Annotated in this window: 10 protein-coding genes; all 10 read left to right on the top strand. The window is 58.8% G+C overall.

The window, feature by feature from the left end; all coding sequences use genetic code 11:
• Window positions 1-91 precede the first annotated feature (91 nt).
• A complete protein-coding gene (gene porQ, locus ABGT88_RS03095; RefSeq protein WP_346700365.1) occupies window positions 92-1,120 on the top strand; it encodes a type IX secretion system protein PorQ in 1,029 nt (342 codons plus the stop codon).
• Window positions 1,121-1,129: 9 nt separating this feature from the next.
• Window positions 1,130-1,831, top strand: coding sequence for a (d)CMP kinase (gene cmk / locus ABGT88_RS03090; RefSeq protein WP_087408678.1), 702 nt, complete (start codon window positions 1,130-1,132; stop codon window positions 1,829-1,831).
• 31 nt (window positions 1,832-1,862) lie between these two features.
• A complete protein-coding gene (locus ABGT88_RS03085) occupies window positions 1,863-2,756 on the top strand; it encodes a 4-hydroxy-3-methylbut-2-enyl diphosphate reductase (protein WP_346700362.1) in 894 nt (297 codons plus the stop codon).
• Between the two features lie 150 nt (window positions 2,757-2,906).
• Entirely contained in the window at window positions 2,907-3,887 is a 981-nt protein-coding gene (gene pfkA, locus ABGT88_RS03080; protein ID WP_087408680.1) for a 6-phosphofructokinase, read from the top strand.
• A 315-nt stretch (window positions 3,888-4,202) separates the two neighbouring features.
• On the top strand, window positions 4,203-4,871 hold the full coding sequence (locus ABGT88_RS03075) for a radical SAM mobile pair protein A (protein ID WP_298663309.1): 669 nt from the start codon (window positions 4,203-4,205) through the stop codon (window positions 4,869-4,871).
• Window positions 4,868-5,752: a radical SAM mobile pair protein B gene (locus ABGT88_RS03070; protein ID WP_346700360.1), complete on the top strand. Its 885-nt coding sequence runs from the start codon at window positions 4,868-4,870 to the stop codon at window positions 5,750-5,752. Before ABGT88_RS03075 ends, ABGT88_RS03070 begins: the two co-directional genes overlap by 4 nt.
• A gap of 187 nt (window positions 5,753-5,939) precedes the next feature.
• Window positions 5,940-8,180 (top strand): RelA/SpoT family protein, encoded by a 2,241-nt coding sequence (locus ABGT88_RS03065; protein WP_346700358.1) that lies wholly within the window; start codon window positions 5,940-5,942, stop codon window positions 8,178-8,180.
• A gap of 12 nt (window positions 8,181-8,192) precedes the next feature.
• Window positions 8,193-10,352, top strand: coding sequence for an HDIG domain-containing metalloprotein (locus ABGT88_RS03060; protein WP_346700356.1), 2,160 nt, complete (start codon window positions 8,193-8,195; stop codon window positions 10,350-10,352).
• Between the two features lie 187 nt (window positions 10,353-10,539).
• Window positions 10,540-12,579, top strand: coding sequence for a hypothetical protein (locus tag ABGT88_RS03055; protein ID WP_258328054.1), 2,040 nt, complete (start codon window positions 10,540-10,542; stop codon window positions 12,577-12,579).
• A 234-nt stretch (window positions 12,580-12,813) separates the two neighbouring features.
• On the top strand, window positions 12,814-13,284 hold the full coding sequence (gene trxA, locus ABGT88_RS03050) for a thioredoxin (RefSeq protein ID WP_087408686.1): 471 nt from the start codon (window positions 12,814-12,816) through the stop codon (window positions 13,282-13,284).
• The last annotated feature ends 8 nt before the right edge of the window (window positions 13,285-13,292 follow it).

The raw sequence follows: 13,292 nt of genomic DNA, 5'->3' as shown, positions 1-13,292 counted from the left end.
GAGGCGGCTCGGCCCTGTCAAACTTGAAAAACAAGTTTTCCGTTTGCCTCGGCTCTCGCCTTTCACTATCTTTGCACGCCGAAAAGGAATTATGAGATACGCGCTTCGATACATATCGGTACTGCTGGCACTGGTCATCTGCCTGACCGGGCGGGGACAGGAGGGGACAAGCTCGTTCGACTTCCTCAACATCCCCACCTCCACCCACGCCTACGCGCTGGGCGGCACCAACATATCGGTTATCGACGAAGACATCAACCTCGTCAACCAGAACCCCGCCCTGCTGGGGCCCGAATCGGACCTGCAACTGGGACTCAACTACATGAAGTATGTGGGCGGCATCAACCTGGCCGGGGTCACCTTCGGCAAGGCGGCCAGCGAACGCAGCGCCTGGGCGGCCGGTATCCAGTACTACGGCTACGGCAAGATGAAGAGCGCCGACGAGACGGGCGTCATCACCGGCGAGTTTTCGCCCAAAGACATCGTCTTCAACGGCATCTACTCGCACGACATCACCTCCACGCTGCGCGGCGGCGTCAACGCCAAGGTCATCTACTCCTCCTACGAGCAATACACCTCGTGGGCCCTGGCCGTAGATCTGGGCCTCAACTACTACAACGCCGACAACGACCTGTCGCTCTCGCTCGTGGCCCGCAACCTGGGAGGCCAGATCAAGCGCTACAACGAGACCTTCGAACGCATGCCCTTCGACCTGCAACTCGGTTACACCCAGAGTCTCGAGCATGCCCCCATACGCATCTCGGTCACGGCCCGCAACCTCACCCGCTGGAAGCTGCCCTACCCGACCATCGAGAACAGCGCCTACACCGGCAACTCCGATATTGTCGAGAAGAGCGGCTTTGTCGACAACCTCTTCCGCCACCTCATCTTCGGCGTGGAGTTCCTGCCCACCGACCGCCTCTACTTCGGGGTGGGATACAACTACAAGACCCGCACCGACATGAAGACGGCCAGCCGCAACTTCCTCTCGGGATTCAGCATCGGCGGCGGCATCAAGGTGCGCATGTTCGGCCTCGGCATAGCCCTGGCCCAGCAACACACGGGAGCCACCACCCTCATGGTGAACCTCTCGCTCAACCTCTTTGAATTCAAAAAATAGCAATCATCTATGGATAAACCTCGTATCACCATCGCCATCGACGGATTTTCGTCTTGCGGCAAAAGCACCATGGCCAAGGCCTTGGCCCGCCGCATCGGCTACATCTATATCGACAGCGGCGCCATGTACCGCGCCGTCACCCTCTACTGCCTCGACCACAACCTCATCGACGGCGACACCGTCGACACCGAAGCGCTGCGGTCGCGCATGGACGACATCCACATCGACTTCCGCCCCGACCCCGCCTCGGGCAAGACCCACACCTTCCTCAACGGCCGGGACGTGGAGCAGGAGATTCGCTCCATGCGGGTATCGGACAAGGTGAGCCCCGTGAGCGCCATCCCCTTCGTACGCACCGCCATGGTGGCCGCCCAGCAGAAGATGGGCGAACGCAAGGGCATCGTCATGGACGGCCGCGACATCGGTACCACCGTATTCCCCCACGCCGAGCTGAAGATATTCGTCACCGCCTCGGCCGAGACCCGCGCCCAACGCCGGGTCGACGAGCTGCAAGCCAAAGGCGTGGCCGTCGATTTCGACGAAGTGGTGGCCAACATCAACAAGCGCGACCACATAGACCAGACCCGCCAGGAGAGTCCCCTGCGCCGGGCCGACGACGCCATCCTGCTCGACAACTCGCACATGACCCTCGACGAGCAGGACGCCTGGCTGCTGGCCCGATACGAAGAGGCCGTAGCCAAACAACAATAACCCCCGACCCAAACGAAAGGAGAGAGACAAGATGGCACGCATAGAAATCGACGAACACTCGGGATTCTGCTTCGGAGTAGTCACCGCCATACGCAAGGCCGAGGAGGAGCTCGACCGCACCGGTCACCTCTACTGTCTGGGCGACATCGTCCACAACAGCAACGAGGTGGAGCGGCTCAAGGCCAAGGGGCTCATCACCATCGACCACGAGCAGCTCAAGCAACTGCACGACGTGAAGGTGCTGCTGCGCGCCCACGGCGAGCCTCCCGAAACCTACCGCATCGCCGCCGAGAACCACATCGAGATTATCGACGCCACCTGCCCCGTGGTGCTGCAACTGCAACGCAAGATAAAGACCGCCTACGACTCCAACCCGCCCGGCGAGGCCCAAATCGTCATCTACGGGAAAAACGGGCACGCCGAGGTGAACGGCCTGGTGGGCCAGACCCACGGCGAGGCCGTTGTCATCGAGGGCAGTAACGACCTCGACAAAATCGATCTCGACAAAAAGTTGCTCCTCTACTCGCAGACCACCAAGTCGGTCGAGGGCTTCCGCCACATCGTCGACGAAATCAAGCACTTGAAACCCGACGGCCGTTTCGAGTCGTTCGACACCATCTGCCGGCAGGTAGCCAACCGCATCCCCAACATCCGCGAGTTTGCCCGGCGCCACGACCTCGTGCTCTTCGTCTGCGGCAAAAAGAGCTCCAACGGCCGCGTGCTCTTCGGCGAGTGCCTGCAGGTCAACCCCCAGTCGCACCTGGTCTCCGACCTCTCCGAAATCGACCCCGCCTGGCTCGAGGGGAAAGAGAGCATCGGCATCTGCGGCGCCACCTCGACCCCCCGCTGGCTGATGACCGAGGTACAGGACTATGTAGCCCGCCTGCTCGACGGGAAAGAGACCGGGAAAGCGACCGACAAATAAGACGCGAACCTCACAAGCAAATGACATTCTACCCCACCGAATAAAAAATCGGCCCGGGGGTAAACATTTATTTACAACTATCGTTAACTATTCAGCATCGGTAATTCGATTTTTATCTTTATCTTTGCCAACAACTAAACATTACAGGTTATGTCGCAAATTAAATGTATAGGTATTTTGACTTCCGGAGGCGATGCTCCCGGAATGAATGCGGCTATTCGCGCGGTAACCCGTGCAGCCATCTACAACGGATTTGAGGTAAAAGGTATTTACAGAGGTTACAAAGGTCTGATCACCGACGAAATAGCTCCTTTCAAAACGCAAAATGTAAGTAACATCATACAGCAGGGCGGTACCATCCTGAAGACAGCCCGCTGCCAGGAATTCAAAACCCCCGAAGGCCGTAAGATTGCCTACGACACCCTTGTCAAAGAGGGCATCGACGCACTTGTAGTCATCGGCGGCGACGGTACCCTCACCGGTGCCCGCATCTTTGCCACCGAATACAACTACCCCATCGTGGGTCTGCCCGGTACCATCGACAACGACCTCTTCGGTACCGACACCACCATCGGTTACGACACGGCTCTCAACACCATCATGGAGGCCGTCGACAAGATTCGCGACACGGCCACCTCGCACGAGCGCCTCTTCTTCATCGAGGTCATGGGCCGCGATGCCGGTTTCCTCGCCCTCAACGGTGCCATCGCTACCGGTGCCGAGGCTGCCATCATCCCCGAGATTTCGACCGAGGTCGACCAACTCGAAGAACTCATCAAAAACGGATTCCGCAAATCGAAAAACAGTAGTATCGTACTCGTGGCCGAAAGCCCCATCACGGGCGGTGCCATGCACCTGGCCGAGCGCGTACAGAAAGAGTATCCGCAATACGACGTGCGCGTTACCATCCTGGGCCACATCCAGCGCGGTGGTTCGCCCACGGCCCACGACCGCATCCTGGCCAGCCGCATGGGTGCCGCAGCCATCGACGCCCTGCTCGAGGACCAGCGCAACGTCATGATCGGTATCCGCAACAACGAAATCGAATACATCCCCTTCAACAAGGCTATCAAGAACGACAAGCCCATCGACCGCGAGCTGCTCAACACCCTGCGCAAGCTCTCGATCTGATACCGGGCAAGGAGCTTTAACAAAGATAAAACAAGCGAGAGAAAAGGAGGCCGGAACGCTGTCCTCCCCCTCTCACCCTCATCCATACCGAGGCCTGCCGGGCAACCGCCCGACGGGCCTTTGTTTTTGTGTGCCGCAAGACTGGTACCCATGGTGCACAACCGACGGAAGCCGATTCATCGGAGCCCCGCCCCTATCTGCCCCACCGCTGCCGACTTATCAAAATGGTACATTTTCATTCGGTTTGGGTATGAGACAATCGGTCCCGGTTTCCGTACTTTGCAACCGACAGCAAACCTGTAAAAGCGACGAGCCATGAGCCAATGTATCAAATCGTTTATCCAGAACCTGAATATCGTCATCGGGTGTACCATCGGATGCAGCTATTGCTATGCCCGCAACAATTGCCGGCGCTTCCATATCACGGACGACTTTTCCGTACCCGAATACATGAGCCGCAAGCTGCGGCTGCTCGACAATCCCCGCCCGCACAACTTCCTGCTCACCGGTATGAGCGACTTCTCCGACTGGCACCCCGAGTGGACCGACGAAATATTCGACCGCATAGCCCGTAATCCGCAGCACGCCTGCCTCTTCCTCACCAAACACCCCGAACGGATAAACTTCCACACCGACCTCGACAACGTATGGATGGGAGTCACCGTCACCTGCGAGGCCGAGAAGAGACGCATCGCCGACCTGCGCCGGCACATCGGGGCCCGTCACTACCACGTCACCTTCGAACCCCTCTTCGGCGACATACCCGACCTCGACCTCGAGGGCATCGACTGGGTGGTCATCGGTACCGAAACCGGGCGGCGCAAGGGAAAAATCGAGGCAAATCCCCAATGGGTAGCCCACATTGCCAACCAGGCCAAAGCCTGCGGGATACCCCTGTTTATGAAGGAAGAACTCGTCCCGATCATTGGCGAAGAGAAGATGATTCAAGAATTACCGCAATCGTTTATACACCAAAGACTATGAACACAGAACCCGAAATCAGAGAAATCGAAGTACGCAGCATCATGACCCAGTCGACCCTCCCGGTCGGCGGCTATTCGGTCAATCCCTACGTAGGCTGCACCCATGCCTGCCGGTACTGCTACGCCTCCTTTATGAAACGGTTTACGAAACACCCCGAACCCTGGGGCTCGTTTCTCGACGTGAAAACATGGGACCCTATCAAGAACCCCGGCAAGTACAACGGCAGCCGCATCGTCATCGGCTCGGTGACCGACGGCTACAACCCGCAAGAGGCCACCTTCCTCCGCACACGGCGCATCCTCGAGGAGCTGCGCGGCTGTACGGCCGAAATCATGGTCTGCACCAAATCCGACCTCGTCTTGCGCGACCTCGACCTGCTCAAGCAATTCCCCAAAGCCACCGTATCGTGGTCGATCAATACACTGGACGAGGAGTTCAGGGCCGACATGGACCACGCCGCCACCATCGCCCGCCGCATCGAAGCCATGAAACAGACCTACGCCGCCGGCATCCGCACCGTCTGTTTCATCTCGCCTATCTTCCCGGGTATCACCGACGTGAAGGCCATCATCGAGCAAGTGAAAGATTTTGCCGACCTCATCTGGCTCGAGAACCTCAACCTGCGCGGACAGTTCAAAGGCAGCATCATGAGCTACATACGGGAGAAGAATCCCCACCTGCTGCCCCTCTACGAAGAGATTTACAACCGCAAGCGCACCGATTACTGGAAAGGTCTCGAGGCCGACATCGCCCAATATGCCCGCCAGCACGACTATCCCTACCGCATAAACGACCTGCCATACGGCCGCTCGCAACAGGGAAAACCGGTTATCGTCAACTATTTCTACCACGAGAAAATACGACTCGACAAGGGTAAATAACCGCCCGACTGTCACAGGCCGGACAACCACCGAACCACCCCTTACCAGGCAGGCATCCTCCTCATGGTAAGGGGTTTGTAGTATTCGGCAGGGATTTTAAGCAGAACCGCTCGGCAAAATATAAAATTTATTTGCATTTACAGTCGACATCCTTTATCTTTGTCTATCTCACTAAGATCTCAAAGTTATGGAACCGTCCGACCAAGCATACACCAACGAAGAGCAACTGATCGAAGATAAATTCCAGGAACTGCTCAATGGCTATCTCAACTCCAACCACCGCAAGAAAGTCGAGATTATCGAGCGTGCATTCAAGTTTGCCAAAGAGGCCCACAAGGGTATCCGCCGCCGTTCGGGCGAGCCCTACATCCTCCACCCCATTGCCGTGGCCCGCATCGTGAGCCAGGAGATAGGGCTGGGCTCCACCTCGATATGCGCCGCTCTGCTCCACGACGTGGTCGAAGACACGGAGTATACGGTCGAAGACATCGAAAACCACTTCGGCAAAAAGATAGCCTCGATTGTCGACGGGCTCACCAAGATTTCGGGCGGTATCTTCGGCGACCAGGCATCGGCCCAGGCCGAAAACTTCCGCCGGCTGCTGCTCACCATGTCGGAAGACATCCGCGTCATCCTCATCAAGATGGCCGACCGCCTGCACAACATGCGCACCCTCGGCTCCATGCTCCCCAGCAAGCAATACAAGATTGCCGGCGAAACGCTCTACATCTACGCTCCGCTGGCTCACCGCCTGGGACTATTTGCCATCAAGACCGAACTCGAAGACCTCGCTTTCAAATATGAACACCCCGAGGCCTACAACCAGATAAAACAGAAGATTGCCGAGACCGAAGAGTCGCGCCAGCAAATCTACAACAACTTTGCCAAGCCCATCGTCGCCAAGCTCAAGGAGCTGGGATTCGACTTCGAGATGAAGGCCCGCGTCAAATCCATCTACTCCATCTGGAACAAGATGGAGTCGAAGCACATCCCCTTCGAGGAGGTCTATGACCTCTACGCCGTGCGCATCATCTTCAAGTGCCCCAACGAGGCCGACGAGAAGAAGGAGTGCTGGACCATCTACTCGGTCATCACCGACATCTACAAGCTGCATCCCGAGCGCACGCGCGACTGGGTGAGCCGCCCCAAGGCCAACGGCTACAAGGCCCTGCACCTCACCGTCATGGGCCCCGACGGCAACTGGATCGAGGTACAGATACGCAGCGAGAAGATGGACGAAATCGCCGAGCGCGGTTTCGCCGCCCACTGGAAGTACAAGGTAGGCAACTCCGACGAAGAGTCGGAGCTCGACATCTGGCTCAAGACCATCAAGGACATACTCGAGCACCCCGAACCCAACGCCATCGACTTCCTCGATACCATCAAGCTCAACCTCTTCAGTACCGAGATTTTTGTCTTCACCCCCAAGGGCGACCTCATCACCCTGCCCAAGGATGCCACGGCCCTCGACCTAGCCTTCACCCTGCACTCCGACCTGGGGTTCCACTGCATCGCCGCCAAGGTGAACCACCGCCTCGTACCGCTGAGCCAGAAGCTGCACAGCGGCGACCAGGTCGAGATTCTTACCTCCAAGTCGCAGACTCCCAAGGAGGAGTGGCTCAACCTCGTCACCACCGCCAAAGCCCGCAGCCGACTCCTGGCCGCCCTGCGTAAGGACCGGCGCAAGATTATCGCCAAGGGCGAGGCCCAGCTGAAAGAGTTTCTCGAGAGCAACCACATCGAGCTCAACAACGAGCTGATGACCAAGATACTGAGCAATCTGGGGTTGCAACATCGCGACGACCTCCTCTTCAAGATCGGCAACGAAGAGATTACCCTCAACGAGAACATCAAGAAAATCATCAAGGGCAAGAGTCTGAACCCCTTCATGCGATACCTCAAGCTCTCGTTCGGCAACAGCAACAAGAACGAGCAACCCAAGGCTCCGGCCCCGCAACAGCCCACCATCGACCGCAAGCAGACCTATATCCTGCGCGACGAGAACGGTGTGAAAAACTACAAGGTGGCCGACTGCTGCTGTCCCATACCCGGCGACGACGTGCTGGGTTATGTCGAGGACGACGAAACCGTCGTAGTACACAAGCGCGAATGTCCCGTAGCCATGCGGTTGAAGTCGAGCTTCGGGCCCCGTCTGGTATCTACCCAGTGGGAGGCCAGCGAGTCGCTCTCCTTCCCCGCCAAAATCGAGATTCAGGGCATCGACCGCATGGGTATCCTCAACGAGATTACCCGCGTCATCTCCAACGAGCTGATGATCGACATGCGCGGCCTCTCGATACAGGCCAACGAAGGCGTGTTCAACGGCACGGTCAACATCATGGTGCACGACACCCGCGTAGTCGAGTCGCTGTGCAACAAATTATGTAAAATCAAAGGCGTACAGAAGGCTGCACGCTGCAAAGAATAACCCCTTAAAATCATGGATCAATCCCGTATACAAAAGATTCTGTCGAGCAAGCGAGTCTTGCAAGTGCTCTTTTTTATAGCTGCGGTAGCGCTGGTCACCTACTTCTTCCCCGGCGAAGGGAAATTCCGCTACACCTTCCAGGAAGGGAAACCCTGGAAATACGGCCTGCTCACCGCCCCCTTCGACTTCCCCATCTACAAAGACGAGGCCGTCATCCAGCAAGAGAAAGACAGCATCATGCTCGGCTTTCAGCCGGTATTTTCATTCAACGAAGCCATAGGTGCCAAATCGACCGCCGACTTCGAGAAGTCGCTCACCAGCCGCCCCGGCCTCACCATTACGCCAGCCCTGCGCCGAAACCTGGTACAAGCCCTGCGCGAAACCTACCACAAGGGCATCATCTCGTCCGACGACTACACCCGGCTGCAATCGGGAACCACCAAAGAGATACGCATCGTACAGAACAACGTAGCCCGCGAAATGCCCGTGGCCGAACTGCAGTCGCCCCGCGAAGCCTACGAGAACATCATCAACCGCTTCCCCGACTCCTATTCGCACCATGTGCTGCAAAACTGCAACCTCAACGACTATCTCAACACCAACATCACCTTCGACAGCATCACCACCGACCGGCTCAAGGATAACCTGCTGCAACGCATCGCCCTCTCCGACGGCATCGTGCAGGCCGGCGAACGCATCGTAGACCGGGGCGAAATCATCACCCCGCAAACCTACCGCATACTCAAGTCGCTCGAGACCGTATCGCTCAAGAAGAGTACCGGCAACGACCACCGGGGCTACACCATCGTGGGACAGATTATCGTCTTCGCCTGCCTCTTTGCCTTCTTCTACCTCTTCCTGGCCCTCTTCCGGCCCCAGACCTTCAACGAGATGCGCACCCTCGGGTTTATGATGATGCTCATCGTGGGTATCTCGCTCATCGCCTTCTTCCTCTCCGAAGTGCGAGTTCAGGGCATATACCTCGTGCCCTTTGCCATCATACCCATCATTGTCGTCACCTTCTTCGACTCCCGCACGGCCCTCTACGTACACCTCATCACCGTACTCATCTGCGCCTTCACCGCCCCCTTTGCGCTCGAGTTCATCTTCCTGCAGCTCATCGTGGGCATGACCGCCATCGACAGCCTCAGCGATCTGTCGCGCCGGTCGCAACTCATGCGCTGCGCCGTGCTCGTCTTCCTGGCCTACTGCTTTGCCTACGTAGGCTACACGCTCCTCTCCGAGGGCGACCTGTCGAAGATCAGCTACAACATGTTCATCTACTTCGGCATCAACTGCGTGTTCCTGCTCTTCGCCTACCTGCTCATCTACATCTTCGAGAAGACCTTCGGATTCATCTCTACCGTTACGCTGGTCGAGCTCTCCGACGTGAACAACCCCATACTGCGCCAGCTCTCCGAAGAGTGCCCCGGCACCTTCCAGCACTCGCTGCAGATCTCGAACCTGGCAGCCGAAGCGGCCAACAAAATCGGGGCCAAGGCCCAACTGGTACGTACCGGCGCCCTCTATCACGACATCGGCAAACTGAAGAACCCCGCCTTCTTCACCGAAAACCAGTCGGGATTCAACCCCCACACGCCCCTCTCGTTCGAGCAGAGCGCACAGATTGTCATCTCGCACGTCGTCGACGGCCTCAAGATGGCCGACAAACAGGGACTGCCCCAGGCCATCAAAGACTTCATCGCCACCCACCACGGCAAGGGCAAGGCCAAGTTCTTCTACAACTCCTACCGCAACAAATACCCCGACCGCCCCGTCGACGAGTCGAAATTTACCTATCCCGGTCCCAACCCCTTCACCAAGGAGACGGGTATCCTCATGATGGCCGATGCCGTCGAAGCCGCCTCGCGCAGCCTTAAGGAGTATACCAACGAGAGCATCTCGCAACTCGTCAACCGCATCATCGACTCGCAGATTGCCGACGGCCTGCTGCGCGACACGCCCCTCAGTTTCCGCGATGTGGAGACCATCAAGGCTACCTTCATCGAGAAGCTCAAGACCATCTACCACACCCGCATCAGCTACCCCGAGCTCAACAAGCCCGAGAAGCCTCGCGAGGAGAAGCCGGCCGAGAGTTCCGCCGAAGCCCCTGCTCCTGGAAACCCGACTCCCGAAAGCCAACCGGGGGCCGATACCCCTGCCACGAAATAAGGCAACTCACATAAACCCGAGACCTCTGCTCTCGGGCAAAAGGAAACCCGGCGGAAGAAACGCCGGGTTTCCTTTTATCCACCTCTCCCGAGCAGAACCCGCTCAAGCCCCCTCGCCACCACCTTTTATTACCCTGCCATAAACCCGGGGGCTGGCGATATTTCTTTTGCAGAAAATAGCGAAAGAGATGGCGATTGTACAACACGACGAAACGATAACGGTTGAAGCCAACCGACTGAGAAATGAGAAACTGAAACGATACTATTCACCCGAAACCGGCGAGGGGAGCGACACAGGCGACCGCCGTCCGATACGGCTCGCCGACGCTCCGCTGCCCCTCCAGTATATCCCGGCTGCCATGTTCGACGAACCGCTGGTGCAGCAGCTTGCCCGGGCGGGCAGTCTGGCCGGACATCTGCGGCAGCAGGGGGTCGAGGTACCCGACGGCTGCTCCACCCCGGCGGTCGACGGCGAGAAAGAGGAGGGCGACCTCTCGCCCTTCGATACCCTCTGGCGCGAGTGGATACGGCTGCGCATCCGTTACGATTTCGAGTTCTGGGCCTTCTGCTTCGTGCGCATCAAAGACAAGCTGGGCGCCAACGACATCCCCTTCAGGCTCAACCGCCCGCAACGCCGCATCCTGGGCATGCTCGAGGCGATGCGCACACACGACCGCCCCATCCGCCTCATCCTGCTCAAGGCCCGCCAGTGGGGCGGCTCCACCCTCATACAGATTTACATGGCCTGGATACAACTGGTGCACCGCCGCAACTGGAACAGCGTGATTTGCGCCCATATCAAGGAGTCGGCCGCCAACATCAAGGGCATGTACAGCAAGCTGCTGGCCAACTACCCCGACTGGCTGCTCGAGGGAGGCAGACCCAAATTCCGCCCCTTCGAGCGCATGGCCAACACCTCGGTCATCGTCGGGCGCGACTGCCGGGTCACCATAGGCTCGGCCGAGAGCCAGGAGTCGGTGCGGGGTATCGATGCCGCCATGGCCCACCTCTCCGAGGTTGCCTTCTGGCGCAACAGCCGCATGAAGTCGCCCGAGCAGCTGGTGCGCTCGGTCTGCGGCTCCATCATGCTGCTCCCCTACTCGATGGTGGTGATGGAGAGCACGGCCAACGGCACCGGCTCCTACTTTCACCAGGAGTGCGAGCGGGCCAAGCGGCACGAGAGCGACAAGCAGTTTGCCTTTGTCCCCTGGTTCGAAATCGAGATGTATGCCATACCCGTCGACGATTACGAGTCGCTCATCGCCACTCTCACCGACTACGAGCGCATGCTCTGGAGTCGAGGCGCCACCCTCGAGGCCATCGCCTGGTACCGGCAGAAACGCAAGGAGTATGCCCGCCACACCGACATGATGGCCGAGTATCCCAGCGACGACATCGAGGCCTTCTGCTACTCGGGCGAACGGGTATTCGACCCTACGCTGGTCGAAAAGTTGCGGCGCGGCTGCTGCGCTCCCCGATTCGTGGGCGACATCCACGGCCGCGAGCTCACCGGCCACGATGCCCTCGAGGGTATCGAACTGGAGGCCCGCCCCGGCGGACCGCTGCAGGTGTGGGAATACCCGGCCGAGAAGCACGAGATTCGCGACCGCTACCTGGCCGTAGTCGACATCGGCGGCCGCTCCGACGCGGCCGACTACTCGGTCATCGCCATATTCGACCGCTACTGGATGCTCGAGGGGGGACCGGCCGAGGTGGTGGCCCAGTGGCGCGGACACATCGACCACGACCTGCTCGCCTGGAAGGCCGCCCAACTGGCCGCCTACTACCAGAATGCCCTGCTGGTCATCGAGAGCAACACCCTCGAGACCGAACACGACGACAGCGAACACTCGGCCTACCTGCTCGACACCCTGTCGCGCTACTACGACAACCTCTACGCCCGGCAGGCTCCCCCCGACAGCATCGGGCAGCGCCCCTCCTCGCGCTGGGGATTCCACATGAACCGCGCCACCAAGGTGCTGGTCATCGACGCACAGCGGTCGGCCCTGCGCGAAGGGGCCTACATCGAGCACGACGCACAGGCCTGCTACGAGCACGACGTGTTCGAGCGCAAACCCAACGGCAGCTACGGAGCCATGGAGGGGCACCACGACGACATCCTCATCACCCGCTGCATAGGCAACTACATCTGCAGCCGCGACCTGCCGTCGTATATCCTCCCCACCACCCACCGGGGCGGCTCCATCGTCAACGAGTCGTCGATATAGTCCGCCCGACTCGCCGGCCCCGTCGCGGCCCGCCATCGGCCTCCTTACGCTCCGTAAGAAACCCTAATAATCTGAAAAATAGCTCCTCCGCCTGCGGCTTTCTGTGACAAACCTCGTATCTTTGTCGCCGGAAAGTCACGACGGGGGAGCGCGGCTTTTCCCCACCTGCCCGACGGCTTGGCCCGGGGCAGCAGCACCTCCGCCCGATGTCAAACACGCAACCCGATACTCATTATGAACGTAAAACACCTGTTGGGAATAACCCTCGCCTGCCTGCCCTTTTTCTTTGCCTGCCAGGCCAAGGAGCAACCGGCCCAACCCGAAAAGAGCGCAAAAGTACAAACCGTAAAACCCCGCCACCTGACCAAGGCCGAGTTCCTCGCCAAGGTGGCCAACTTCGAGAAGACCCCCGACCGCTGGGAGTTCCTGGGCGCCCGCCCCTGCATTGTCGACTTCTACGCCACATGGTGCGGACCCTGCCGCAAGCTGGCCCCCATACTCGAGGAGATAGCTACCGAATATGCCGGACAGATCGATGTCTATAAAATCGATGTCGACAAGGAACCGCAGTTGGCCGCCATCTTCGGGGTGCAAAGCATCCCCACCCTCCTCTTCTGCCCCATGAAGGACCAGCCCCAGATTGCAGCCGGACTCATGGACAAGGAGACCCTGCAACGAGCCATCAAAGAGGTGTTGCTTCCGTAAGGATGAGA

This window comes from Barnesiella sp. An22 (assembly GCF_963931395.1).
GTDB classification, from domain to species: Bacteria; Bacteroidota; Bacteroidia; order Bacteroidales; family Barnesiellaceae; genus Barnesiella; species Barnesiella merdigallinarum.
The sequence above is the reverse complement of the archived record's forward strand: the minus strand, read 5'-3'. Positions and strand labels throughout refer to the sequence as shown.